This window comes from Pseudomonas taiwanensis, assembly GCF_013393345.1.
GTDB lineage: Bacteria > Pseudomonadota > Gammaproteobacteria > Pseudomonadales > Pseudomonadaceae > Metapseudomonas > Metapseudomonas resinovorans_C.
Map to the genome: position 1 here is coordinate 50,426 of NZ_QJRF01000060.1, position 24,072 is coordinate 74,497.

Here is a 24,072-nt window from a genome sequence, read left to right on the forward strand (position 1 = left end):
CCGTTAGAAGCCCTGGATCAGCGCAAGGTGTTCAGCGATCGGCCCGAGAGCCAGTGCTGGAAGGAAGGTCAGGCCACCCACCAACAGGATGGTCAGGGTCAGCAGGGTGACGAACAGCGGACCATGGGTGGGGAAGCTGTTGGCGCCGACGGGTGCGCGCTTCTTCATCGCCAGGCTGCCGGCGATGGCCAGTACCAGGAGGATGTAGCCGAAGCGGCCGAGGATCATCGCCAGCCCGATCAGTACGTTGTGGAACGGCGTGTTGGCGCCGAAGCCAGCAAAGGCCGAACCGTTGTTGGCGGTGCCCGAGGTGTAGGCGTAGAGGGCCTGGCTGAAGCCGTGGGCGCCAGGGTTGGTGATGGACGCCGCCGGGCCGTCGAGGCTGATGGCCAGGCCGCAGAACACCAGCACACCTACCGGCATCACCAGCAGGGTCGCCACCAGCAGGCGCACTTCGCGGGCTTCCAGCTTCTTGCCGAGGTATTCGGGCGTGCGGCCAATCATCAGGCCGGCGAGGAACACCGCGATCAGCACGAACAGCAGCATCCCGTAGAGCCCCGCACCGACGCCGCCGAAGACGATCTCGCCGAGCATCATGTTGAACATGGGGATCATCCCGCCCAGGGCACTGAAGCTGTCGTGCATGGCGTTCACCGAGCCGTTGGACGCGGCCGTGGTGGTCACCGCCCAGAGCGCCGAGGCGGTGATGCCGAAGCGGCTTTCCTTGCCTTCCAGGGAGCCGGTCTGCTCGATGGGCAATGCGGCCAGGGCCGGGTTCGGCTGGTACTCGCTGTAGAGGGTCACGCCGAGGCCGATGACGAACAGCACCAGCATGCAAGCCAGCAGTGCGCGGCTCTGGCGCAGGTCCTTGACGTAGTGGCCGAAGGTGAACACCAGGGCTGCCGGGATCAGGATGATCGAAGCCATCTCCAGCAGGTTGCTCCAGGCGGTGGGGTTCTCGAACGGGTGCGCCGAGTTGACACCGAAGAAGCCGCCGCCGTTGGTGCCGAGCTGCTTGATGGCGATCTGGCTCGCCGCTGGGCCGAGCGGGATGCTCTGGTCAGCGCCTTGCAGGGTCACCGCGTGGGCGTAGTCGAGGAAGGTCTGCGGAACGCCCTGCCAGACCAGGAACAGCGCCAGCACCAGGCACAGTGGCAGCAAGCCGTAGAGGGTGCCGCGGGTCAGGTCGACCCAGAAGTTGCCCAGCCGGTCGGTGCTACGGCGGCTGATGCCACGGGCGAACACCACCAGCACGCAGAGGCCCACGGCGGCGCTGACGAAGTTCTGCACGCCCAGGCCGACCATCTGGCTGAAGTAGCTCAGTGCCGCTTCTCCGCTATAGGCCTGCCAGTTGGTGTTGGTGACGAAGCTCACCGCCGTATTGAACGCCAGGCTCCATTCCAGGCCGGGCAGCTTCTGCGGATTCAGCGGCAGCGCGCCTTGCAGCATGAGGATGGCGAACAGCAGACCGAAACCCGCCAGGTTGAAGGCCAGCAGGGCCACGCAGTAGCCCTTCCAGTCCTGTTCACGTTCGGCATTGACGCCGGCGATGCGGTAGCAGAGACGCTCCACGGGCGCGAACACCGGGGTCAGGAAGGTGCGTTGTCCTTCCATCACCCGGTAATAGAAGCGCCCGAGGAAGGGGGCCGGCGCCAGCACCAGTGCGAAAAAGGCCAGGATGAGACCGATGTCCTGAAGTTGCATGTGGCCTCCTAGCCGCGCTCGGCGCGCAGCAGCGCCACCAGCAGATAGATGAAAAGTCCCATGGCCAGGACCAGGGACACCCCGTCGAGAATGCTCATTGCTTGTGCTCCTAGATGCGGTCTGTGCCGCCGTGGAGCCATTGTCGGAACGGAGGGCGTAAAGGAACGAGACTCGGAGGCGCCGAGGGGCATCAAGAATGCGTAAAGTTGAACACCGCGCGCGGGATGGCTGCGTACCTCATCCTGTAGGGGCGAATTCATTCGCCAAGAGTTTTAGCCCACGCGGACCTGTGGTGGTGGGCTGAAGCCCACCCTACGGGATCAGCTTGCGTGCCTGCGTCAGCCAGCCGATACAACCGGTTTCGCCAACTTGCACAGCAGTGAACCCATGATCACTTGACGGGCGCTGCGAATGTCGCCTCGAGCGCTTACAATCATGGCCTTCAGCCGCCACGCAACCCATTCGGATATGCCGCTCGATCCGCCCACGATGCTGACTCTTTCCATCGCCCTTGCGGCGGCGGCTGCCCTTTACCTGGCAGTCGAATGGCGCAGCATTCGTGAACCCTCGCTACTGTTCTGGAGCGCTGGCTTCGCCACCATCACCGTCGGCTCGACACTGGCCCTGCTGCGTGGCAACGGCCTGCTGTTCATCGGGATCTGGTTCGCCAACGGCCTGCTGGTGATCGCCCACTGGCTGTTCTTGCTGGGGGTCGCGCGCTTCACCGGGACACGGCTGTCGCGGGCCTGGTACCTGATCTTCGTCGCCTGGGCGGCCCTGTTGCTGCTGCCGGATGGACCGTTGTGGTCGAAGATCATGTTCCTGGCCAACTCGCTGCTGGTCGCCCTGCTGGCGCTCAGGGCCAGCGCCCTACTGCGTCCTCACGGCAAGTCGCTCAGCGTAGGCGCGGTGCAGCTGCGCTACGTCCTGCTGGCCCACGGTCTCTTCTACCTGGCCAAGTCCCTGACGGCGGTCGTTCCCGGCACGCTGGTGGATCTCGCGGCCTTCCGTGGCGAGATCATTCAGATTTCGCTGGTCGAAGGCGCAATGGCGATCATGCTCATCGCCCTGTCGATGACCGGAACCGAACGCCATCGACGGGAAAAACGCATAGCCCGGCTGGCCGCACGTGACCCGCTGACCGCCCTCTACAACCGCCGCGCCCTCGAAGCCCGCGCACCGCGCCTGCTGGAAGAGGTCTGCGGCACCCGGCCGGGGGCCTTGATGCTGATCGATATCGACAACTTCAAACTGGTCAACGATCTGCATGGCCATGGTGCAGGCGACCGTTTGCTGGTGGCGCTCAGCGAAATGATCCGCTCACTGCTGCCAGAGCGCGCGCTGGCGGCCCGGCTGGGTGGTGACGAGTTCGTCGTGCTGCTGAGCCACGCCTCACGTGAACACATCCTGGACCTGGGCACCCAACTGCGGGCGCAGTTCCATGCAATGGCATCCCGCACCTTCGACACGCCCGAGGCGGTCACCCTGAGCATCGGCGCCAGCCTCTTCGATCAGCCCCCGGCCAGCCTGGCGGCGCTGATCGAGCAAGGCGACGCCGCACTCTACGAATCCAAACGCGGCGGACGCGACAGCATTCGACTGGTGGATCGCTCCTCGACGGGCGTAGGAGCTGGCTTGCCAGCGAATGGCCACTCTTCGCTAGCAAGCTAGCTCCTACAGGGCTCCCGGACGGCTGGGCGGCACGACTCAGGCCCGTAGGAGCTGGCTTGCCAGCGAATGGCCCCTTTTTCGCTAGCAAGCTAGCTCCTACAAGGCTCCCGGACGGCTGGGCGGCGCGACTCAGGCCCGTAGGAGCTGGCTTGCCAGCGAATGGCCCCTTTTCGCTAGCAAGCTAGCTCCTACAGGGATGGGCGATTCTGGCAATACAAGGTTGCCCCGACGTCCCATGCCTCAGGATGGCCGGTTTTCCTTTTCCAGGTTGTCGGTGGAAACAACCACCTGCGGTTGTGATTCGCCGATCCAGTCGGAGATCAGGCTGTAGGCGACCGCCAGCAGTGTTGGGCCGAGGAACAGGCCCATGAAGCCGAATGCGAGGATGCCGCCGAATACGCCCAGCAGCACCACCACCAGCGGCAGGTTGCCGCCACGGCTGATGAGATAGGGCTTCAGCACGTTGTCCACGCCGCTGATGATGAACATGCCCCAGATGCCGAGGAACACCGCGTAACCATACTCACCATGCCAGGCCAGCCAGGCGGTGGCCGGCACCCACACCAGCGGTGGGCCCATGGGGATCAGACTGAGGGCGAAGGTGACGATGGCCAGCACCAGTGCACCGGGGACACCGGCGATCCAGAAGCCGATCAGCGCCAGCACAGCCTGGGCAGCGGCAGTGCCGATCACGCCGTTGACCACGCGTTGCACGGTACCGGCCACCAGCGCCAGGTAGTGTTCCGCACGATCACCGATGAGCCGTTCCAGGCCACGCTCGACGAACAGCGCCATGCGTGGGCCATCGCGGTAGAAGAAGAACACCAGCACCAGGCTCAGCACCAGTTCGACCATGCCGCCGCCGATCTGTGCACTGCGTGCAAGAATCCAGTTGCCGGCCTGTCCCATGTAGGGCCTGAGGCTGGCGAAGAATGCGGCGCCCTGGGCGTCGATGGAGTGCCAGGCGCGCACCAGGCGCTCCCCTATCAGTGGCACCTGGTGCAGCCATTCCGGAGGCGGCGGCAAGCCTTCCATCTGAACGTTTTTCACCAGTTCGGTGGCGTCGCGCACATGCTCGGCCAGGTTGCCCAGCAGCCACACCAGCGGCAGCGCCACCAATATCATCCAGCCGGCGGTGAGCAGCGCCGCAGCGGCGGATTCGCGTCCATTCAGCAAGTTGCTCAGCAAGCGCATCAGCGGCCAGCTGGCAAAGGCCAGCACGGCGGCCCAGAACAGCGCGGAGACAAAGGGCGCAAGCACCCAGAGGCTGGCACCGAGCAGGGCAAGCAGAAGGATCTGCACCAATAGGCGATCGTTGTTCAACATCCCTGAATCACTCCGGCGAAACAAAAAGAAAAGGCCGTGCCTGCCGTTACGCTTCTAACAGCCAGCAGGAACAAGCATAGAGACTGATACTCAGCGCAGAAGATTCAGATGCAGCCCGGGCTCCTTGCCCTCACCCAGCTCCAGGCGCGCGGCGCGCACGCCCTGCCCCACCAGCGCCTCGCGCCAGGCTTCGGCCCCCGCGCCGGCCAGGCTGATCCGCAGCGTGCTATCCAGGTTCAGGCAGCGCGAAAGCAGGGTCGCCCAGGCATCCGAGGGTTGCTCCGGCAGGCGGGCCAGGTGGAGCTCGCCGCTGCTCTTCAGCTCACGCATCAGGGTATCGGGGGTTGGCAGCAACTCGCCCAAGGGGGCGTTCGCGTCCAGTTGCTCGGCATGCAGATAGGCTCGACGGTTACCCCGGGTAATGCTGTAGAGGGCGAGCAGGCTGTCCTGGCGCGGTGCGGCCAGGCGCAACAGAAGGTAGGCCTGCTGCTCGTCGGGGCCGTACAGCTTGGAGTTGCCGAAGATGGCGTTGGCCCACAGGCTGCTGGAACCGCAATCGCGGCCCTGGCACCAGTAGAGCAGCTCGGCACCGTCTTCCAACAGGTCGCGGCGGGCGCGGTCGAAAGCGTCGAAGGAACTGTGATCGGTGGGCAAGCGGTAGGTCACGGAAGTCTGGCGACCCTCCGCATCGATCTTGCGCTCCATGCGCAACTGGTTGCTGATGCGGCGGATGGAGCTTTGCGGATAGACCCGTTCCTGGTCCGGGTTCTCGCGGAAATCGGTGATCTCGGCATGGGGGAAACGCGGCAATGCCGCCAGGTCATGGCTGTCAGGCAGGTCGGCTGCCTGCGCGGATGCTGCCAGCAGAAGGCCGGCAAGAAGGGTGAGGCGCATGCGCATCCTTATCGATATGTCCCGGAGTGAGCAGTCTGGACCAGCTTTCCGACCTTTTCCTGCTGCTCGCCACGGATCATGCCGCGCCTTGCTGTGGTTCCAGGCCGGTTGACCATCCCACTGCTCCCTGCTCAAAAGCGGCCAGCCTTCCCGCTTGGCCCGTGCAAGTCAAGGAATGGCGAAGAAGGGATTGAAACAGTCTGCTACGGCCTGGGCGCCGGCCTCGTCATCCAGGTGCAGGTGATGCTTGCCGGGAAGGCGATGCACCGCAAAGGGCAACTGATCCAGAAGGCTGGCGAACTTCGGTTCCACATGCAGCAGGCCTTCCTCGGCGAGCACCAGCATGGCCGGACACTTCACCGCCTGGGCGAAGGCCAGTGCGTGGGCTCGGGTCAGGCGCAGTGGAGACGGCAGGGTGAGGCGGTTGTCGGTGCGCCAGGTGTAGCCACCGGGTACCGGCATCAAACCCCGCTCAGCAAGCAGTTCGGCAGCCTCGCGGCTGACTCCGCCCGTGCCGCGCATGCGTGCCTCAACAGCACGATCGATGGCGGCGTAGACCGGCTTGCGTTTGCCCACCAGCGCCAGTTGCGCGCGCAGCGCCTCTCCCAGCTTGACCGGAGCCTGCTCGGCTTCGCCCGTGTACGGCATCAGGCCATCGATCAGGGCCAGGCGCTCGACCCGCTCGGGCATGGCCCCGGCCAACATCACCGAGACGATGGCGCCCATGGAGTGCCCGAGCAGCGAGAAGCGCTCCCACCCCAGTTGCTCGGCCACCAGCAACACATCGGCGGCGTAATCCCACAACAGATAGCTCGCCCCTGGCGCACGATGGGCCGACAGTCCGTGACCGGCGAAATCCAGCGCGACGATGCGCAGCCCCTGCAGCCGCGGCGCCAGCCGGGCGTAGGTGTTGGCATTGTCCAGCCAGCCATGCAGCGCGATCACTGGCTGGCCATCCTCCGGACCGTAGAGGTGCGCGGACAGTTCGATATGGGGCAGGTTGAGGCGGATTTCTTCGACCTGGGCAGTCATGCACTGGCCTCCTGGCGACGACCGTCCCAGCGGCCGAAAACGGATTTGAGCAGTTCAGCGGTTTCCTGTGGGCGCTCCAGCGGGAACATGTGCCCGCCGGGCAGCGACAGGTATTCGCCCTGCGGCACACGCTTCACCAGTCGTGCATGGTGCGGCATCACCACCTTGCTGTGCCGCCCACGGACCAACGCCACGGGCACCTGGAGCTGTTGCGGGCGACCGGGAGTGCGGTGGGGCACGCTGCGGTAGATGCTGATCTCGGTGGCGGCGTCGAACTTCAGCCGCAGCGACTCGCCCTGCCGCGCCAGACCGTGCTGGACGTAGGCATCCAGGCAATCCGGATCGAAGCGGCGGAACAGGGTCTTGCCGGCGAAGTAGTCGCGGGCCTCGCTGAAGTCACCGAACTCCTCGCGGCGACCGAGGGTGCGGCCCGCCGGCGTAATGCGGTCGATGAAGCCAAAGCGCTTGGCCGCGCGGATGACGATACGGTCGGCCAGGGTCAGCACGGGCGAGTCGAGCATCACCACGCCGCGATAGAGTTCCGGCCGGCGCAGGGCCGCGTGAAAGTGCAGCACACCGCCCAGGGAATGACCCAGGCCCCAGATCGGCTCGCCGCGCGCTTCCAGGTGGTGGATGAGTTCGTCCACCAGGTTTTCCCAGTTGTCGTTCACCGGGAAACGCGGGTCATGGCCGTGTTGTTCCAGGTGTTCGACCCGGAAATTCGGGGCCAGGGCGGCGAAGAGCTTGCCGTAGGTGGCCGAAGGAAAGCCGTTGGCATGGGCGAAGAAGATGGTCTGCATGGCATCCGGCTCGTCGGAGAATGCCGGGATTTTCCGGCAGCCCCGCTCGCACGGCAATGACTGTAACCGCCAGTGATGATGGCGCTATTGCCAAAGACCGGGTGGCGACAGCTGCCCATCACCGGCCCCGAGTCCGGTGGATCGATGAAGCGTGATCCACCCTACGCGGAGGCTGGGCCCTGTACGAGGAAAGTTCGCGAGCAGAGCTCGCTCCTACACTCGCTCGGGTGGCTCGGCGCCGAGGGGCACGATGGCCATGGTGAGGCGGGAAATGCAGCTGGGCTTGCCATCTTCGCCGGCAAGCCGAATATCCCAGACATGGGTGGTGCGGCCGAGGTGAACCGGCCGGGCGACTGCGGTGACGCGGCCGCTGCGCAGCCCACGCAGGTGGTTGGCGTTGACCTCCAGGCCGACGCAGTAGAAGCGGCTGCTGTCGATGCAGAGGAAGCTGGCCGTGGAGCCAAGGGTTTCCGCCAGCACTACTGACGCTCCGCCATGCAGGAGTCCATAAGGTTGGTGGGTGCGCTGATCGACCACCATGCTGGCGGTCAGGGATTCGTCGTCGAAGGACTCGAAACGGATGTCCAGGCCTTCGCCGATGGTGTTCGTCAGGGATTCGTTGAGGTGTGCAAGATCGGGGATTTGTCGCCACAGGCCCATCGGGTCGCTCCTTGTGGAAGGCCGGGAGGGGAATCCCGGCCAGGTTTGATCATTCGTGCCAGACCACCGCTTCCTGGCGTTCCAGCCATTCGGGGAAGCGCTTGCCATAAGCATCTTCAACGATGTTGCGCTTGATCTTCAGCGTCGGGGTCAGGAAACCGTTGTCCACTGCCCACACGTCCTTGACCAGCACCAACCCCTGCAGGCGCTCATGCTTGTCGAGGTCGCCGTTGACCTGTTCCAGCAGGCTGCGCAGGCTGAGTTCCAAGTCGGAACGGGCGCTGTTGGCCGCCTCCTGCCGTCCGACCTCGGACAGTACGCAAAGCGCCATGGGCTGGGGCAGGCCGTCGCCGACCACGCAGACCTGCTCGATACGCGGATGCACCGCCAGGCGATTCTCGATGGGGGCCGGCGCCACGTACTTGCCCTTGCTGGTCTTGAAGATTTCCTTGATGCGACCGGTCAGGCGCAGGTTGCCGTTGGCGTCTTGCTCGCCCTTGTCACCGGTGCGCAGGTAACCGTCCGCGGTGATGGTTTCGGCGGTTTTCGCCGGGTCCTTGTAATAGCCCTGCATGGTGGCGCCGCTGCGCACCTGCACTTCACCGTCCTCGTTGATGCGCACTTCCACGCCGGGGCTGTTGCGGCCGATCCAGCCAGGCATCACCTCGCCCTTGCGGCACAGGTGGGAGTAGCCGCAGTTCTCGGTCATGCCGTAGACCTCCAGCACTTCCAGGCCGAGGCGCTGGTACCAGTTCAGCAGCGCCCCGGGCACCGGTGCGGCGCCGCACAGGGCATTACGCACAGCATCCAGGCCGAGGCCGGCGAGCACCTTGCGTCCGACCATGCGGCCGATGACGGGCAGCCTGAGCAGGCGATCGAGTTTCTGCGCCGGCATTTTCGAATAGACGCCCATCTGGAACTTGGTCCAGATCCGTGGCACGCCGAAAATGGCGGTCGGCCGCGCGCGGCGCAGGTCCTCGAGGAAGGTTTCCAGGCTTTCGGCGAAGAACACCGTCTGCCCGGCGTAGAGCGAGCCCATCTCGACGAACATGCGCTCCGCCACATGACAGAGCGGCAGGTAGGACAGCAAGCGGTCTTCTTCGCCGGTCTCGAACATGTTCATTCCGTGGTTGGCGGCGAAGGCGAAGTTGCTGAAGTTGTGCATCACCCCCTTGGGCGTACCCGTGGTACCGGAGGTGTAGATGATGGTGGCGAGTTGGTCCGGCGCACCCTTGGGGCTGTCCTGGATCGGGTTGACGGCCTGCAGGTCGGTCCAGCTGAAATCGAAGGTGCCTTCAGGATGGATCGGCAGGGCGATGGTCGGGACACCCTCGGGCACACCGCCGGCCATGGCCGGCCAATCATCGAGCTTGCCAATGAAGGCCAGCGCCGATTCGGAGTGCTCCAGCACCTGGTGGACCGATTCGGCAGTGAGATTGGGGTAGAGGGGAACGGAAACGTGGCCAGCCATCCAGATGGCGTAGTCGGCGACGATCCAGTGGGCACAATTTTTGGAGATGATCGCGATTCGGCTGCCCTGGGGCAGGTCGCGTCCGCGAAGCCAACTGGCGGCCCGACGGGCTTGCTCACCCACTTCGGCCCAGGTCAGCTCTTCTATCTTGCCGCCACCCAGCGGCTGGACCAGATAGCGTTTGTTCGGGTGACGAGCTTCGCGTTCAAAAAACACTTCAAGCGGCAAACGGACTGCTTCAGCCACAGGGCCTCCTCCTTTGTTCTTTTTGTGGGGGACAACCAAGCACTTGCTTGGGCGAATATTCCACGCACCCGGAGGAGGCGCAAGTTAAGAAATGTTGCGAATCGTCAGTGACGGCGAACGTGGTGGATGCTGCGCAGGGACATCAGCCCGGGGATGAGGAGGTCACCTTCCAGCTCGGCCAGGGTGGCGGTTCCCATGGGCAAGGGTTCCTGGCGATGGCCGTGGATCAGGAGGCCCGCCAGGTCGCTGACAAAGGGGTTGTGGGTGACCAGCAGGAGGTCCTGTTCGCTGCGTTCGGCAAGGAAATTCAACGCCTCCCGCGGATCGCTCTCAGGCGTGCTCCAGGGCGCGGTGCCAACGGCACCGCGGAAGCCCAGCGCGTCACGAACCAGCTCCGCGGTTTGCTGGGCCCGCACATAGGGGCTAGCAAGAATCGCGCCCAGCGGCCGCCCGGCAAGCTGGGCGGCGCTGTGCAGCACGTCCTTGCGGCCGTGGCGGGTGAGTTCGCGCTCCGCATCGGTCCGGGCACGGGGCTCGGCCTCGCCGTGACGCAGTAGCCAGAGCCTCATAGCTTGGGCTCTTCGTCACGTACCGGATGGGCTGCAGGCGGTACCGCATGCGGCGCCTCGCCCTCGGGGGCACGGGCCTCGGGCCAGTCACCGAAGGGCCAGGGTTTTTCTTCGGTATTGAAGGTGCCGAAGCGGCCGATTTGCGCCACGTACTGGCTCAGGCTGTCGCCAAAGGACAGCAACCCTGCATTGGGCGCACCGTAGAAGGCACGGTAGCCGAGTTGCAGCAGGACCACGGCGCCCAGCACGATCTCGGCCAGTTGCCAGACGATAACGAAGATCAGCATCCACAGGACGCGCAGCAGGATGTGCTCACGCTGCAGGTCTTCGCGCTCTTCACTCATGGGGAATCTCCTTGTCCGAAAGGGTGATGGGTCCAGGCTAGAAGCCGGTGGTTGGGATGAAATCTACGTCCGTCTTGGGCTCGCCGCGCATCAGCAACTCGATCACCTGAGCCAGCGTACGCCCCTCGAAAAGAATGGCATGCAGGCCAGCGACCAGCGGCATGTAGACCTGCAGCTCTTCGGCACGGGTCTTGAGGACCTTGATCGTGTTGACGCCCTCGGCGACCTCACCCAGGCGTGCGACCGCGTCTTCCAGGGACAGGCCCTCGCCCAGGGCATAACCCACCTGGTAGTTGCGGCTCTTGGGCGATGAGCAGGTGACGATCAGGTCGCCGACGCCGGCAAGGCCGAGGAAGGTCATGGGATTGGCACCGAGCTTGACGGCGAAGCGGGTCATCTCCGCCAGGGCGCGGGTGATCAGCATGCTCTTGGTGTTCTCGCCCATGTCCAGGGCGGCGGCCATTCCAGCAATGATGGCGTAGACGTTCTTCAGGGCGCCGCCCAGCTCGACGCCGAAGCGATCCTGGCTGGCGTAGACGCGGAAGGTGCGGCCATGCAGCGCGGACTGCACGCGCTTGCAGAGTTCGGCGTCTTCACTGGCGACCACGGTGGCGGTGAGGGCATGGTCGGCGATTTCCTTGGCCAGGTTGGGGCCGGAAATCACACCGATGCGCGCGTCCGGGGCCACTTCCTCGAGAATCTGGCTCATCAGCTTGAAGCTCTGCGCTTCGATGCCCTTTGTGGTGCTCACCAGAAGCTTGCCCGAAAGCTGTCCCGCCACCGGCTCCAGCACCTTGCGCAAGGCGCTGGAGGGAAGCGCAACGAAGACCAGTTCGCAGTCGGCGAGGACAGCGGGCAGGTCGGTATCCGGCTCGACGCCGGGCAGGATCTTCACGCCCTTGAGATAGCGCGGGTTTTCGCGCAGGGTGCGGATCGCCTCAGCCTGCTCCGGGTCGCGCATCCAGTGGCGCACGCGCTGGCCATTCTCGGCCAGCAGATTGGCGATGGCGGTGCCGAAGCTGCCGCCGCCTAGCACCGCGACGGGTTGCTGTTCAGTCATAACGGGTCCATGTAGGCCATTGGAATGGCGAATTTGCGCATTATACGGAGGCGCCGCCGCCCAGCCAGCCTCTATCCAGAGCCATTGCGCTGGCAAAGCGACCTTCCTCGGTTAAGATGCCGCAGTTTTTTGGCGTCAAGAGTGCCCCATTCGTTCCCAGGCAATCTTCGGATATCGAAATTTCCCCCAGCATTGGGGCATATCGGGACTAGAGTTCCAGCATAGTTCCGCTTCACGGACGACCCCGCACCGAGGCAAAAGGAAGATGTGCCGACCCTCTCCCAGACTCCCGAACTCTCCTGCCGCCGAAGGAGCGTCGTGCCCATGACCTTGCGGCGACGCTGGGACATCCATACCCGCACCCAGTTGATCAGCCTCGGGCCGGCACTGCTGCTGACCCTGCTGCTCACCGGCTTCTTCACCTTCGCCCGCCTGCAGGACCTGCGCCAGGAGCTGAACCACACCGGCCAGCTGATCGCGAGCCAGCTCGCCCCGGCGGCGGAGTACGGTGTGGTCACCGGCAACCTCGAGGTGCTGGAAGGCCTGCTCCAGGCCAGTCTGAGCACGCCTCACGTGCGCTTCCTCGAAGTGCGCGACCGCGCCGACAACATCCTGGTCTATCTGGAACAGCAAGACAGCCTGGAAAAGACCGGTGCGCAGGTGGAAGTGTTCCACGCGCCCATCCTCCAGCAACAGATGCACCTTCAGGCCCGGCGCACGCTGGCCAGCGCCGACGGCCGCAGCAACGACAACAACTACCTGGGCCGTGTCGTCGTCGGCATGTCCAACGACGCCTTCAGCAGCCGTCAGCAGGAAATCCTCCTCAAGGCGACGGTGCTGGCCCTGATCGCCCTCCTGCTCACCTTCCTCCTCGCCCGTCGCCTGGCCACGCGCCTGTCGCAACCCATCAGCGCCATGGGTGAAGCGGTAAAGGCCATTCAGGAAGGCAACTACGCCGCCAGCCTTCCAGTGGTGGATGACAGCGAGTTGGGCGACCTCAGCCGGCATATCAACAACCTGGCCAGCGGCCTCGAAAAGGCCAGCCAGGAACAGCAACAGGCGATGGGTCAGCTGATCAAGGCCCATGAAGAAGCGGAAATGGCGAACCGTGCCAAGTCCGACTTCCTGGCAATGATGAGCCACGAACTGCGCACGCCCATGAATGGTGTGCTGGGCATGCTGCAGTTGCTGGAAACCACCGAGATGACCGAGGAACAGACCGAGTACGCGGCCTTGGCCACGGAGTCCACGGAGCACCTGCTGAAGGTGATCAACGACATCCTCGATTTCTCCCGCATCGAGCGCGGCGCCCTGGAACTGGAGCGCATCCCGTTCAACCTGCTGGACCTGGTCCTGGGATCGGTGCAGGTGTTCCAGCACAGCGCGCAGCAACGCGGGCTATCCCTTACGCTCGACACCCAGGACGGCCTGGAGCGGGTCGAAGCCCACGGCGACCCGACGCGGCTGCGGCAGATTCTCGTCAACCTGGTGGGTAATGCCCTCAAGTTCACGGAAGAAGGCGGCATCAAGGTGGAAACCCGCTGGCAAGCACTGGACAGCGAGGTGCTCTGGCTCACCTGCGCCGTCCATGACAGCGGTATCGGCATCCCGCCGGATCGCCTGGAACACATGTTCGACGCCTTCCAGCAAGCCGATCATTCGATCTCCCGCCGCTATGGCGGCACCGGGCTTGGCCTGCCCATCGCCCGCACCCTTGCCGAACGGATGGGCGGAACCCTGCGGGCCGAGAGCCACGAGGGTTCGGGGTCGACCTTCACCCTGGAAATACCCCTGCCCTTCCGGCCCCAGGGCGCGGAAGCACTGGTCAACCAGTCGCAGGAGCACGGCGACGGCACTGGCCAGCACGTTCTGCTGGTAGAGGACAACCCGGTGAACCAGACGGTGATCGAGGCCATGCTGCGCAGTCTCGGCTTTCAGGTCAGCCTGGTTGGCGATGGCGCCCAGGCAGTGCACCAGGCTTCGCGTCATCACTATTCGGCGATTCTCATGGACTGCCGCCTGCCGGTGCTCGACGGCTACGAAGCTACACGCCAGATTCGCCAGATGAATGGCGGCGCAACGCTGCCGATTATCGCCCTCACCGCCAACGCCCTGCAGGGCGACCGTGAAGCCTGCCTGGCGGCTGGCATGAACGACTACCTGGCCAAGCCCTTCAAGCGCGCCGATCTGCTGCGCGTGATGCAGCGCTGGCTGAGCAGGCCGTCGGACTGAAACGAATGGTGCCGTTTCCAGACATTCGTCGAGTGTTCCGGGATGTTAAAGTGCTCCACGATTTGCGAGCGGGATGTCCCTGGCACGCCCCCTGAGGCGAGCCTTTGTCACTCAGGTGCACGACTGTGCTCGCCACTCTGTGACTTTCACCGCAACGCAACAGTCTATGACTAGTCTGCCGACTGAGGCCCCGAAAAACGGCCACGGCAGACGGATGAATGCAAAGCCCTGTGCCAGACGGGGACCATTGAGGAGCTCGCATGACCAAACAAAACGCCTATACCCGGGAAGACCTGCTGCGCTGCAGTCGCGGCGAGCTGTTCGGCCCTGGTAATGCGCAACTGCCCGCCCCCAACATGCTGATGATCGATCGCATCGTGCATATCAGCGAAACCGGCGGGAAGTACGGCAAAGGCGAGATCGTCGCCGAGCTCGATATCAATCCTGACCTGTGGTTCTTCGCCTGCCACTTCGAAGGCGACCCGGTCATGCCCGGCTGCCTCGGCCTCGACGCCATGTGGCAGCTGGTCGGCTTCTACCTCGGCTGGCAAGGCAATCCCGGCCGTGGCCGCGCCCTGGGCTCCGGCGAAGTCAAGTTCTTCGGCCAGGTGCTGCCGACCGCGAAAAAGATCACCTACAACATTCACATCAAGCGCACTATTAATCGTTCGCTGATCCTCGGCATCGCCGATGGCACCGTGGCCGTCGACGGCCGCGAGATCTACAGCGCCGAAGGCCTGCGCGTAGGCCTGTTCACCTCTACCGACAGCTTCTGAAGGACATCCGCATGCGTCGCGTCGTGATCACTGGCCTGGGCATCGTCTCCTGCCTGGGCAATGACAAAGCCACCGTTTCCGCCAACCTGCGCGCCGGCAACGCCGGTATCCGCCACAACCCCTCCTATGCGGAGATGGGTCTGCGCAGCCAGGTGTCCGGTTCGGTCAACCTGAACCTGGAAGAGCTGATCGATCGCAAGCTCTTCCGTTTCATGGGCGATGCCGCTGCCTACGCCTACCTGGCGATGCAGCAGGCCATCGAAGACGCCGGCCTGACCGCCGAACAGATCTCCAACCCGCGCGTGGGCCTGATCGCCGGCTCCGGCGGCGCTTCCACCGTCAACCAGATGGAAGCCATCGACACCCTGCGCGAAAAAGGCGTCAAGCGCATTGGCCCATACCGTGTGACCCGCACCATGGGCAGCACCGTTTCCGCCTGCCTGGCCACCCCCTTCCAGATCAAGGGTGTGAACTTCTCCATCTCCTCGGCCTGCGCCACCAGCGCGCACTGCATCGGCCAGGCCATGGAGCAGATCCAGCTGGGCAAGCAGGACATGGTCTTCGCCGGCGGCGGTGAAGAAGAGCATTGGAGCCAGAGCTGCCTGTTCGACGCCATGGGCGCCCTGTCCACCCAGTACAACGAAACCCCTGAGCGCGCCTCCCGCGCGTACGACGCCAAGCGTGACGGTTTCGTCATCGCCGGCGGCGGTGGCATGGTGGTTGTCGAAGAGCTGGAACACGCCCTCAAGCGTGGCGCCAAGATCTACGCGGAAATCGTCGGCTACGGCGCGACCTCCGACGGCTACGACATGGTTGCCCCGAGTGGCGAAGGCGCCATCCGCTGCATGCAGCTGGCACTGTCCACCGTCGACACCCCGATCGACTACCTGAACACCCACGGCACTTCCACTCCAGTGGGCGACGTGGCGGAAATCCGTGGCGTACGCGCCGTGTTTGGCGACAAGGCCCCGGCCATCAGCTCCACCAAGAGCCTCTCCGGCCACTCGCTGGGTGCAGCCGGTGTGCAGGAAGCCATCTACTGCCTGCTGATGATGGAAGGCAAGTTCATGGCCGGCTCCGCCAACATCGACGAGCTCGACCCTGAAGTGGCCGACCTGCCGATCCTGCGCGAGACCCGCGAGAACGCCCAGATCGACACCGTCATGTCCAACAGCTTCGGCTTCGGCGGCACCAACGCCACCCTGGTACTGCGCCGCTTCAACGGCTGACGGTTCCTGTGGTAACGATAAGGCCCGTATCCCTGGATACGGGCCTTGTCGTTTCTGCCTGTCGATCACCTGAGAGAGGCTACTGAAGGGTAGGAGCGAGCTTGCTCGCGAACAGCTTTCCCACGTTCAAACAAAAAAGGGCGCCACAAGGCGCCCTTCTCTTTCCCCGGTGATCAGGCCGCTTCGCGACCGTCGCTCGCTTTGTCGCGGCTACCAACGCGTGGCAGCAACATGGGCACCTTCTGCCGGTAGTCTGCGTACTCGGGATGCTCGCGCAGCAGGTCGCGTTCTTCCAGCTGGATGGCGGCCAGGATGTAGATACTGGTCAGCACCGCGAACAGCAGGTGGGTGGCGGTCATGGTCGGCGTCGCCCAGAAGCACAGGAACCAGCCCAGGTACAGGGGATGCCGCACCAGCTTGTAGGCACCCGGCATCTTGAACTCCAGTGCCGTATAGGGTTTGCCCAGCAGGTTCAGCCACACCTGGCGCAGCCCGAACAGGTCGAAGTGGTTGATCAGCAACGTGGCGTAGAACACCAGCGCCCAGCCGAAACCGAACGTGGCACCCAGCACCAGGCGGCCGGAGCGGTTCTCGATGTTCCAGATCTCACCACCCAGGGGCTGCCAGTAGCTGTACAGCAGGATCAGCGCCAGGCTGGAAAACAGCACGTAGGTGCTGCGCTCGGCTGCAGGCGGGATCCACTGGGTCCACCACGCCTTGAAGGCTGGACGGGCCATCAGGCTGTGCTGGACGGCGAAGATGGCCAGCAGCAGCACGTCGACTCCGAGGGCGGCCCAGAACGGCAGGCGCGGTTCACCATCCAGGGTACGCGGCGCAAATGGCAGGTTGGCGACGAAGCCAATGGAGTAGACGAAGGTGGCGAAGAAGATCAGGTAACTGATCAGGCCGTAGAAGAAGATCGAAACGCGTTTGAAGTAGGTGAACATGATGCGCTCCTGCCTGGGGTTCTGGTCGGCGGCATCTCTCCGCCTTGGACACCAGATTGGCCCCGGCCTGTATCAGCCCTATGGCTGGCAGCGCTCAGTTTGTTTCCGCTTTGTATCCGCTCCGCGGGCCCTCCAGCCAGGCCTGCAACAGTTGATGCAGGCGTTGCTGGTTCAGGGGCTTGGTCAGCAGCGCCTTGACGCCCTGCTGCTGCACTTCACTCTCCAGCAGCGAGTCGCTGAAACCCGTGTAGAGCACAATGGGCAGGTCCGCGCGGGATGCCAGCAGACGCCTGGCGACCTGAAGGCCGGAAAGGCGCGGCATGCTCTGGTCGAGGATGACGAAATCCCAGGCGTAGGGATCGGCGCAGAGCAGCTGGCTGGCCTGCTCGGCGTCGCAGAAGATGCCGGGCTCCAGCCCCCATCCCTCCAGCAGCTCGCCCATGAACTCAGCTACGGTGGCGTCATCGTCCACCACCGCCACGCGTCCACTCAGGGCCGAGCGCAGCAGCGGGCGCTCGGCCGTCGGCGCACTCGTCGCTTCCGCAGCAGCCGCCGGCCCGTGGGCCGGCATCAGTACGCGGAAGGTGGCGCCTTGCCCCGGCGCGCTGTCCAGGTGGATATGGCCGCCGTACTCATGGACGATGCCATGCACCATGGACAAGCCCATGCCACTGCCCTGCCCACTCGCCTTGGTCGAGAAGAACGGCTCGAAAATCTGCGTGCGCAAGGTCGGGTCGATTCCCGGGCCGCTGTCGCTCACGGTCAACGCAACATAGGTGCCCTTGATTCGCTGCTGGCAGGACGCGCATACGCCCTCCAGCTCCTGCTGGCAAAGGCTCACCCGCAACTGGCCGACGCTGCCCATGGCATCGCGGGCGTTGATGCAGAGGTTCATCAGCACCTGCTCCAGTTGCACCGGGTCTGCCAGCACCTGCGGCAAGTCGTGGTCCAGCTGTACCTCCAGTTCGACGGTCGCCGGCAAGGTCGACTCCACCAGGCGGATGAAATCCCCCAGCAGCAGGTCCAGCGCCACCACCTGCGGTTTGCCACGGCTGCCGCGACTGAAGGTGAGCATCTGCTGGATCAGGTCGCGGGCCTTTTCCGCCGAGCGCTGCACCCGCGAGAGGTACTTGCCGAGTCGCTCGTCACCGCCCTGCTCCGCCAGCTCCTGGGCCATCACGGTGTAGCCGAGCATGCTGGTCAGCAAATTGTTGAAGTCGTGGGCAATGCCGCCCGTGAGGTGCCCGATGGCCTCCATGCGCTGGGCCTGGCGCAGCTGCTGTTCCAGGCGGGCGCGCTCTTCTTCGGCCTGAGTGCGCTCGGTGATGTCGCGCAGGTAGCAGATGAAGCGCGGTCCCTCGTCTCCCGGCACCTGGGTCAGGGCCAGTTCCGCGGCGAATTCACGACCATCGGCTCGCTGGGCCACCACTTCCATGCGCTTGCCGAGGAACGCACCGTGCCCGGTCTGTGCGTAGTGCTCCAGCGCGTGTTCGTAGGCGTCACGAAAGCGTGGCGGGATGATCAGTTTCAGCAGCGAGTGGCCCAGCGCCTGTTCGCGACTGATACCGAAGCACTGCTCGGCCGCCGGGTTGAAGGCCAGTACTCGGCCGGATTCGTCCATGCTGATGAAGCAGTCCAGGGCCGTATTGGTAATAGCGCGGTACTGCGTTTCACTGGCACGTAGCGCCTGTTCGGCCTCCTTGCGCTGGGTGATCTCGCGGGTGATACCGAGAATGCGGTCGATACCACCAATCGCCACGCGCTTGAGCAGCACTTCATCCCAGTGCAGGCTGCCGTCGCGATTGCGCCGGTGCCATTCGAAACGCTGCACCTGGCCGGCAGCGGCGCGCGACAGGAAGCCAGCCGCTTCCTTGCCGGTATAGGGCGAGTAGCCGGCACTGAACGCGTCGATCTCCAGCTTGAGCATTTCCTCGTAGCTATAGCCATAGGCAAGGCAGGCCTTGGGATTGACGTCGACCAGGGCCCCACTTTCGATGTCGTGGACGAAGATGGCATCTTCCGAGGTGTTGAAGATCGCCCGGTAACTGGCCTCGGCTTCCAGCCGCTCTATCTCCGCCGCAGCCCGGACCGAGAAGATGCGCAGCACGGACTCCACCTTGTCGCGGTCGCTCATCGGACCCAACCGGCCGGCGGCGATCAACCCCAAGGGCCGACCATCGCTGGCAAAAAGCGGGAAGCCGGCGTAACTGTCGACACCAAAGGACGCCAGGACCTCATCACCGGGGTACGAACTGCGCAGGTCGCGGGGCACGAAATGGAAACTGCGGCCGAACACCTCGGCGCAAGGTGTGCCTTTCAGGTCGTAGGTGGCGTTCTGGTGCAGCTTGCCCTCGTAGTAGAGCGCGAGGGTGGTGAGACGTTGCGGGCCCTCGTCGCTGATACGGCTGACGAAGGCGAAGTCGGCATTCAGCGAGCGCACCATGTAGCGCGCGATGGCTTCGAACACCTCGTTGCCGGTCGCGGCGGACACGCCCAGGGCGACGAAGCGCAGGACTTCTTCCAGGCTCTTGCGCGAACTGATGTCGGTGGAGATGCCGCAGACGGCGCTGACACGCCCTTCGCTATCGAACAACGGAAACTTGTTCGACAGGTAGGTGCGGATACCGCCGCCCATGGGCACCTGCTCCTCGAACTCCAGTTCATGTCCGAGCTGGATCACCCGCAGGTCATTGGCCCGCAGCACGTCGGCGATTTCCCGGGGGAAGAACTCGTGATCGGTATGCCCCAACACCCGCTCGGCGCGTACCTTGAACAGGCGCTCGAAAGCGCGGTTGACCAGCGCCAGGCGGCCGTCCAGGTCCTTCACGTAGATCACCGCACTGCTGTTATCGACGATCTGCCGCAGGCGATGCTCTTCGGCACTGATGGTGAAGTGGCGGGTCAATGGCTGGCTCACCGGCGGGCCCTCCGGGGGTAGCGGACTGCCTGAGTATAGAGACAGCCCGCCCCACTCCGGGAAGCGCCCGGCGCTATTGAAACAATTGAAACAATGACCTGATGTGGGGGGTGATTTAGTTCGGTCTGGACCGTAGGGTGCGCTGTGCGCACCGACTTCAGGTTCAGCTTCGACATCCCGTCAAACCGCCGGTGCGCACGGCGCACCCTACCGGATCCGCTTCATCCTGCTAGCCCGGGGATTCGAACCGTCACAGGCAGTGCCGGTGACTCATGACCGCGTTCAAATGAATGCCCCAGCAGCTTCTTGCGGTTCAGCCCGGCACGAACATGTAGCCGACGCCACGCACGGTGCGAATGATCTGCGGCTTGTCCGGGTCCGCTTCCAGCTTGCGGCGCAGGCGCGCTATGCGGATGTCGATGGAGCGGTCGAAGGGATTCCAGTCACGATGCTGCGTCAGGTTCAGCAACTGGTCGCGGGACAGCGGCCGGTTGGGGCGCTGGGCGAAGGCCTGGAGCAGGTCGAACTCCATGGCTGTCAGCGGGATCTCCTCGCCCGCCGCATCGAACAGCTGGCGACTCTGCAGGTCGAGACGGCAAAGGCCGAGCTGCAGGCAGGGATTGTCGCTTTCCGTGGCGGCCACGGCCGTTGGTGACGGGGCTCGGCGATAACGCCGCAGCACGGTCTTCAGTCGCGCCAGCAGCTCCCTGGGATCGAAGGGCTTGGCAATGTAATCGTCAGCCCCCACCTCCAGGCCGATGATGCGATCCAGCGGCGTGCCGGCGCCAGACACCATGATCACCGGCAAGTCGTGATGCTCGCGCAGGTAGCGCGCCAGGCTGAGGCCGTCCTCGCCCGGTAGCCCGACATCCAGCAGCACCAGGTCGGGCAACGCTTCGGCCAGCCGTGCCCGCATCTGGCGGCTATCGGCCACCGCGTGGACCTGGTAGCCCTGGCCGCCGAGGTAATCCAGCAATAACTCGCGGATCGCCTCGTCGTCGTCCACCACCAGGATGCTGATCTGTTCGGCCATGGGCCCGCGCCTCGCGCCTGCTTCAGACCCAGCGACTATAGCGCGCCATGGCGACGCGCGCGGAATCAGCGGACGGTGAAGTTCTGTTCGGCCAACAGGCGATCGCCCTGGAAGACCATGAAACGCCACTCACCCGGCACCACTTCGTAGTGCTCGGTGAACTCGAAGGCCATCACGTCGGTGGGAGCGCCAGGCGCCATCTTCTGCTCCACCACAAACTTGTCGTGGCGCTTGCCATCCGGGGTGACCACGCCTGGGGTGAGGTAGAGCAAGGTCAACGGCGCGTCTTTTTCCTGCTTGCCGAGCAAGGTGTAGCGCATGCCGAACTTGGTACCGAGCTTGGCTGGAATTTCGTCAGTCTGTTCGATGGTCTGGTTGCTGCGGGTCAGCACACGCTCGCCCGGCTGGTAATCCTGGTACTGGGATTCGAAGATGCCGTACTCCACCGGGCCATCCACTCGCACATCAGCCAGGGCAACGCCGGAAGCCAGGCCGAGGGCCACGAGTGCTGTCATTCGAAAGGGGATCATGTCGCGCTCCTTGTTTGCGGTGGCGCGAGGTTATGACGTGCCCATGACATCCTTGTGACAGAGTTACTGCGCGCCCTCTCGCTGGTGCTTGCGGGGCAGCACGGCAAGGAAGTTGTCCCGCGCCACCTTGCGCGCCACCGACGCTGGCAAGGCGTCGAGGAACGGATCGTAGGCCGTCAGGTAGTCACCCAGCCCGTCAAAGCGCCCCACCACATCCGAGCCCAGCATGAAGCGGTCCGGATACCGTTCCACCAGCTTCAGCCAACGGCGGTCCGGCTTGCCGTCGGCGTCCAGCAGATAGGGTTCGAGCACGCTCCATGACAGGTCGATAAAGAGGTTGGGATAGGCCTCGAGCATTCGCGTCAGCGTCGGCAGAAGGAAATCCATCTTCGTCTGGTGACGGTGGATTTCCATGCTGGCGCCGGCATGGGCCCAAATGAAGCGCACATGGGGATGGTTGCGCAGGGGCTCCTCCACTTCTTGCAAGTAGAGCGGATTGCGCTCGCGCTGGGAGGTGATGTTCGAGTGCAGCAGCACCGGCAGGTCGTACTCGGCCGCCAGGTGATAGACGCGGGTCATGGCCTCGTTGTTGGCCCGTGGTGTGTCGCCATCGATCAGGGCGGTGAGGTTGTCGTGACGGGTGAACACTTCCCCGATGCCCTGCCAGAGGTCGGGGTCCAGCTCGAGCATTCGGCGAATGTGCGCGTCGGAATTCTTGTCGTTGGGGTTGAAGCCGCTCAGGAATGGATGGAAGCGCTTGCGCTGCGCGGGCGGCAATTGCTTCACCGCAGCGGCCACCTGCACGTCGGTGGCGCTGTACCAGTAAGCGGCGGCATCGTCCCCGGCGTAGTAGCGCGGCCGCTTGGGCTCGTCCTCGTGCCATTTCTTGGCCACCGGAATGCCGGAAATCATCACATGGTCGATGTTTCCCTCGTCCATCGCCTTCAGCAGGGCCTTCATTCCATCGCTTTCCTGGAAGAAGTCCACGTAATGCAGATGGGCGTCGCTATAGCGGTACTCACTCGCTTCAGCCGTCAGGGTGGCCGCCAACAGCAGCGCGGCAAGACTGGTCCTCAGTCGATACAAGACAGTTCCTCCGGAAAAGCTGAGCGACTGTAGACCGAAATCCGCCGGCGTGCGTTCAACGCACGCGCCCTGCTGCTGGCCGTCGCCCTTTGCGTTAGCCTAGCCGGGACTCGATCCGCTCATTGGCCAGGAGGCCCTCCATGACAATCCGTCTCACCCGTGATTCCGCCAACGGTACCCGCCAGCGCATCGAACTGGACGGCAAGGCACCGCTGTTCACCGACCTGCCGACAGAGCTGGGTGGCGCAGGTGCAGACCCCGAGCCCCATGATTACTTCGATGCGGCCCTCGGCAGCTGCAAGGCGCTGACCGTCACCTATTACGCGCAGAAGAATGGCATCCCGCTGACGGGGGTGGACGTCGACGTAACCCGCGACGACAGCGAGGAACGCAAGGGGCATTACCGCCTGGACGTGAAGCTGACGCTGCGCGGTGCCCTCACCGATGAGCAGCGCGCCACCCTGCTGCGCATCGCCGACAAGTGTCCGGTACACAAGTTGATGACCCAGGTTGAAGTGAGCATCGAAACCCGCCTTGCCGAAGGCGACTTCAGTCAGTGACCCATGCAGGAATCCAGAGCATGAGCATCCTCACCATCCGGCCCCGCGCCGAAGAAGTCGCCGGGCAGCCGATCCTCCGCCCGCTGCCCTCGGCCCAGTGCCGTAGCGTCGGCCCCTTCGTGTTCTTCGATCACATGCTGGAGGCGGACTATCCGCCAGGAAACGGCATGGACGTGCGGCAGCATCCGCATATCGGCCTGTCCACCCTCACCTACCTGTTCGAAGGCGAGCTGCAACACAAGGACAGCCTGGGCTCGGACCAGTTGGTGAAGCCGGGCGATGTCAGCTGGATGACTGCCGGCCGTGGCGTTGCCCATGTCGAGCGCACGCCGGCGAACCTGCTGGCCAGCGGCTCGCGCGCCCACGGCCTGCAAGTCTGGCTGGCCCTGCCCAAGGCCTTTGAGGACTGCGAACCCAGCTACAGCCATCACCCGGCAGCCAGCCTGCCGGAGCAGGATGCACTCGGCGTACGCATCCGCCTGATCGCCGGAACCGGCTTCTGCCTGGAATCCCCCGTACCGGTGCTCTCCCCTACCCTCTACGCCGACCTGCAACTGGAAGCCGGCGCCACGCTGACCATCCCCTGCGAGCATCCCCAGCGCGCCCTGTACTTGCTGGATGGCGAAGCCTCGCTCGACGACGAGCCGCTGGAACCGCGCAGCCTGGTGGTTTTGCCCGAAGGCGTGGAGTTCGTGCTTTCAGCATGCAGCAGCTGCCAACTGGTGATGATCGGCGGTGCTCCGCTGGACGGCCCGCGACGGATGAACTGGAACTTCGTGTCCAGCAGCCCCGAATTGATCGAAAACGCGCGCAGCCGTTGGGCGGCAGGTGATTGGCCGACCGTGCCAGGCGAGACCAGCCGGATCGAGCTGCCGCGCTGAGTTGATTGCCGCCTCTGGCCCTTGTAGGAGCGAGCTTGCTCGCGAAGGATCGTGCTCCAACTTTTCGCGAGCAAGCTCGCTCCTACAGAAAGGCTGGCTTGATA

At 64.4% G+C, this 24,072-nt stretch carries 22 protein-coding genes; 6 read left to right on the forward strand and 16 right to left on the reverse strand.

What is annotated here, in order from left to right:
* Positions 1 to 3: 3 nt before the first annotated feature.
* Together kdpA and kdpF are read right to left on the reverse strand one after the other, a co-directional pair.
* Positions 4 to 1,704: a potassium-transporting ATPase subunit KdpA gene (gene kdpA, locus DM872_RS13385; RefSeq protein WP_179059952.1), complete on the reverse strand. Its 1,701-nt coding sequence runs from the start codon at positions 1,702 to 1,704 to the stop codon at positions 4 to 6.
* Between the two features lie 8 nt (positions 1,705 to 1,712).
* Positions 1,713 to 1,802 (reverse strand): K(+)-transporting ATPase subunit F, encoded by a 90-nt coding sequence (kdpF, locus tag DM872_RS13390; RefSeq protein WP_036996920.1) that lies wholly within the window; start codon positions 1,800 to 1,802, stop codon positions 1,713 to 1,715.
* Between the two features lie 370 nt (positions 1,803 to 2,172).
* Here kdpF and DM872_RS13395 point away from each other — a divergent pair, with 370 nt between their 5' ends.
* Complete coding sequence (locus tag DM872_RS13395) at positions 2,173 to 3,375, forward strand: GGDEF domain-containing protein (protein WP_179060130.1); 1,203 nt, start codon at positions 2,173 to 2,175, stop codon at positions 3,373 to 3,375.
* A gap of 240 nt (positions 3,376 to 3,615) precedes the next feature.
* Here the strand turns inward: DM872_RS13395 and DM872_RS13400 are convergent, their stop codons facing one another.
* The 9 genes from DM872_RS13400 to DM872_RS13440 all read right to left on the reverse strand — a co-directional run bounded on the left by DM872_RS13400 (position 3,616) and on the right by DM872_RS13440 (position 11,777).
* A complete protein-coding gene (locus DM872_RS13400) occupies positions 3,616 to 4,701 on the reverse strand; it encodes an AI-2E family transporter (protein ID WP_179059953.1) in 1,086 nt (361 codons plus the stop codon).
* Positions 4,702 to 4,791: 90 nt separating this feature from the next.
* Positions 4,792 to 5,595 carry a DUF4892 domain-containing protein gene (locus DM872_RS13405; RefSeq protein WP_179059954.1) on the reverse strand — a complete coding sequence of 268 codons (804 nt, stop codon included), beginning with the start codon at positions 5,593 to 5,595 and terminating at the stop codon, positions 4,792 to 4,794.
* Between the two features lie 168 nt (positions 5,596 to 5,763).
* Positions 5,764 to 6,627, reverse strand: a complete 864-nt coding sequence (locus DM872_RS13410; RefSeq protein WP_179059955.1) for an alpha/beta fold hydrolase — start codon at positions 6,625 to 6,627, stop codon at positions 5,764 to 5,766.
* Complete coding sequence (locus DM872_RS13415) at positions 6,624 to 7,427, reverse strand: alpha/beta fold hydrolase (RefSeq protein WP_179059956.1); 804 nt, start codon at positions 7,425 to 7,427, stop codon at positions 6,624 to 6,626. Before DM872_RS13415 ends, DM872_RS13410 begins: the two co-directional genes overlap by 4 nt.
* A gap of 213 nt (positions 7,428 to 7,640) precedes the next feature.
* Positions 7,641 to 8,087: a hotdog fold thioesterase gene (locus DM872_RS13420; RefSeq protein ID WP_179059957.1), complete on the reverse strand. Its 447-nt coding sequence runs from the start codon at positions 8,085 to 8,087 to the stop codon at positions 7,641 to 7,643.
* Positions 8,088 to 8,136: 49 nt separating this feature from the next.
* Positions 8,137 to 9,804, reverse strand: coding sequence for an AMP-binding protein (locus DM872_RS13425; protein ID WP_179059958.1), 1,668 nt, complete (start codon positions 9,802 to 9,804; stop codon positions 8,137 to 8,139).
* 104 nt (positions 9,805 to 9,908) lie between these two features.
* The gene (gene sixA, locus DM872_RS13430) at positions 9,909 to 10,373 is read right to left on the reverse strand and encodes a phosphohistidine phosphatase SixA (protein ID WP_179059959.1); all 465 of its coding nucleotides are present in this window, start codon (positions 10,371 to 10,373) and stop codon (positions 9,909 to 9,911) included.
* Positions 10,370 to 10,717 (reverse strand): DUF4389 domain-containing protein, encoded by a 348-nt coding sequence (locus tag DM872_RS13435; RefSeq protein ID WP_179059960.1) that lies wholly within the window; start codon positions 10,715 to 10,717, stop codon positions 10,370 to 10,372. Before DM872_RS13435 ends, sixA begins: the two co-directional genes overlap by 4 nt.
* 37 nt (positions 10,718 to 10,754) lie before the next feature.
* Positions 10,755 to 11,777: an NAD(P)H-dependent glycerol-3-phosphate dehydrogenase gene (locus DM872_RS13440; RefSeq protein ID WP_179059961.1), complete on the reverse strand. Its 1,023-nt coding sequence runs from the start codon at positions 11,775 to 11,777 to the stop codon at positions 10,755 to 10,757.
* Positions 11,778 to 12,101: 324 nt separating this feature from the next.
* Between DM872_RS13440 and DM872_RS13445 the strand changes: the two genes are divergently transcribed.
* The 3 genes from DM872_RS13445 to fabB all read left to right on the forward strand — a co-directional run bounded on the left by DM872_RS13445 (position 12,102) and on the right by fabB (position 16,014).
* Positions 12,102 to 14,009, forward strand: coding sequence for an ATP-binding protein (locus DM872_RS13445; protein ID WP_179059962.1), 1,908 nt, complete (start codon positions 12,102 to 12,104; stop codon positions 14,007 to 14,009).
* Between the two features lie 260 nt (positions 14,010 to 14,269).
* Entirely contained in the window at positions 14,270 to 14,785 is a 516-nt protein-coding gene (gene fabA, locus DM872_RS13450) for a 3-hydroxyacyl-[acyl-carrier-protein] dehydratase FabA (RefSeq protein WP_077526340.1), read from the forward strand.
* Positions 14,786 to 14,796: 11 nt separating this feature from the next.
* Positions 14,797 to 16,014 carry a beta-ketoacyl-ACP synthase I gene (fabB, locus tag DM872_RS13455; RefSeq protein WP_077526339.1) on the forward strand — a complete coding sequence of 406 codons (1,218 nt, stop codon included), beginning with the start codon at positions 14,797 to 14,799 and terminating at the stop codon, positions 16,012 to 16,014.
* Between the two features lie 173 nt (positions 16,015 to 16,187).
* Here fabB and mddA read toward each other — a convergent pair whose 3' ends face one another.
* The 5 genes from mddA to DM872_RS13480 all read right to left on the reverse strand — a co-directional run bounded on the left by mddA (position 16,188) and on the right by DM872_RS13480 (position 22,527).
* A complete protein-coding gene (gene mddA, locus DM872_RS13460) occupies positions 16,188 to 16,961 on the reverse strand; it encodes a methanethiol S-methyltransferase (RefSeq protein WP_179059963.1) in 774 nt (257 codons plus the stop codon).
* Positions 16,962 to 17,055: 94 nt separating this feature from the next.
* On the reverse strand, positions 17,056 to 19,878 hold the full coding sequence (locus DM872_RS13465; RefSeq protein ID WP_179059964.1) for a PAS domain-containing hybrid sensor histidine kinase/response regulator: 2,823 nt from the start codon (positions 19,876 to 19,878) through the stop codon (positions 17,056 to 17,058).
* A gap of 313 nt (positions 19,879 to 20,191) precedes the next feature.
* Positions 20,192 to 20,911: a response regulator gene (locus DM872_RS13470; RefSeq protein ID WP_077527869.1), complete on the reverse strand. Its 720-nt coding sequence runs from the start codon at positions 20,909 to 20,911 to the stop codon at positions 20,192 to 20,194.
* 65 nt (positions 20,912 to 20,976) lie between these two features.
* The gene (locus tag DM872_RS13475; RefSeq protein WP_179059965.1) at positions 20,977 to 21,441 is read right to left on the reverse strand and encodes a DUF3859 domain-containing protein; all 465 of its coding nucleotides are present in this window, start codon (positions 21,439 to 21,441) and stop codon (positions 20,977 to 20,979) included.
* 63 nt (positions 21,442 to 21,504) lie between these two features.
* Entirely contained in the window at positions 21,505 to 22,527 is a 1,023-nt protein-coding gene (locus DM872_RS13480; protein ID WP_179059966.1) for an amidohydrolase family protein, read from the reverse strand.
* A 140-nt stretch (positions 22,528 to 22,667) separates the two neighbouring features.
* Between DM872_RS13480 and DM872_RS13485 the strand changes: the two genes are divergently transcribed.
* Both DM872_RS13485 and DM872_RS13490 read left to right on the forward strand, forming a co-directional pair.
* The gene (locus DM872_RS13485) at positions 22,668 to 23,087 is read left to right on the forward strand and encodes an OsmC family protein (protein WP_179059967.1); all 420 of its coding nucleotides are present in this window, start codon (positions 22,668 to 22,670) and stop codon (positions 23,085 to 23,087) included.
* A 20-nt stretch (positions 23,088 to 23,107) separates the two neighbouring features.
* Positions 23,108 to 23,968 (forward strand): pirin family protein, encoded by an 861-nt coding sequence (locus DM872_RS13490; protein WP_179059968.1) that lies wholly within the window; start codon positions 23,108 to 23,110, stop codon positions 23,966 to 23,968.
* The last annotated feature ends 104 nt before the right edge of the window (positions 23,969 to 24,072 follow it).

What these genes read in the sequence shown, in the direction of transcription:
- kdpA (WP_179059952.1), bottom strand. Translation starts at nt 1,704, where the DNA reads ATGCAACTTCAGGACATCGGTCTCATCCTGGCCTTTTTCGCACTGGTG.
- kdpF (WP_036996920.1), bottom strand. Translation starts at nt 1,802, where the DNA reads ATGAGCATTCTCGACGGGGTGTCCCTGGTCCTGGCCATGGGACTTTTC.
- DM872_RS13395 (WP_179060130.1), top strand. Translation starts at nt 2,173, where the DNA reads ATGCCGCTCGATCCGCCCACGATGCTGACTCTTTCCATCGCCCTTGCG.
- DM872_RS13400 (WP_179059953.1), bottom strand. Translation starts at nt 4,701, where the DNA reads ATGTTGAACAACGATCGCCTATTGGTGCAGATCCTTCTGCTTGCCCTG.
- DM872_RS13405 (WP_179059954.1), bottom strand. Translation starts at nt 5,595, where the DNA reads ATGCGCCTCACCCTTCTTGCCGGCCTTCTGCTGGCAGCATCCGCGCAG.
- DM872_RS13410 (WP_179059955.1), bottom strand. Translation starts at nt 6,627, where the DNA reads ATGACTGCCCAGGTCGAAGAAATCCGCCTCAACCTGCCCCATATCGAA.
- DM872_RS13415 (WP_179059956.1), bottom strand. Translation starts at nt 7,427, where the DNA reads ATGCAGACCATCTTCTTCGCCCATGCCAACGGCTTTCCTTCGGCCACC.
- DM872_RS13420 (WP_179059957.1), bottom strand. Translation starts at nt 8,087, where the DNA reads ATGGGCCTGTGGCGACAAATCCCCGATCTTGCACACCTCAACGAATCC.
- sixA (WP_179059959.1), bottom strand. Translation starts at nt 10,373, where the DNA reads ATGAGGCTCTGGCTACTGCGTCACGGCGAGGCCGAGCCCCGTGCCCGG.
- DM872_RS13435 (WP_179059960.1), bottom strand. Translation starts at nt 10,717, where the DNA reads ATGAGTGAAGAGCGCGAAGACCTGCAGCGTGAGCACATCCTGCTGCGC.
- DM872_RS13440 (WP_179059961.1), bottom strand. Translation starts at nt 11,777, where the DNA reads ATGACTGAACAGCAACCCGTCGCGGTGCTAGGCGGCGGCAGCTTCGGC.
- DM872_RS13445 (WP_179059962.1), top strand. Translation starts at nt 12,102, where the DNA reads ATGACCTTGCGGCGACGCTGGGACATCCATACCCGCACCCAGTTGATC.
- fabA (WP_077526340.1), top strand. Translation starts at nt 14,270, where the DNA reads ATGACCAAACAAAACGCCTATACCCGGGAAGACCTGCTGCGCTGCAGT.
- fabB (WP_077526339.1), top strand. Translation starts at nt 14,797, where the DNA reads ATGCGTCGCGTCGTGATCACTGGCCTGGGCATCGTCTCCTGCCTGGGC.
- mddA (WP_179059963.1), bottom strand. Translation starts at nt 16,961, where the DNA reads ATGTTCACCTACTTCAAACGCGTTTCGATCTTCTTCTACGGCCTGATC.
- DM872_RS13470 (WP_077527869.1), bottom strand. Translation starts at nt 20,911, where the DNA reads ATGGCCGAACAGATCAGCATCCTGGTGGTGGACGACGACGAGGCGATC.
- DM872_RS13475 (WP_179059965.1), bottom strand. Translation starts at nt 21,441, where the DNA reads ATGATCCCCTTTCGAATGACAGCACTCGTGGCCCTCGGCCTGGCTTCC.
- DM872_RS13485 (WP_179059967.1), top strand. Translation starts at nt 22,668, where the DNA reads ATGACAATCCGTCTCACCCGTGATTCCGCCAACGGTACCCGCCAGCGC.
- DM872_RS13490 (WP_179059968.1), top strand. Translation starts at nt 23,108, where the DNA reads ATGAGCATCCTCACCATCCGGCCCCGCGCCGAAGAAGTCGCCGGGCAG.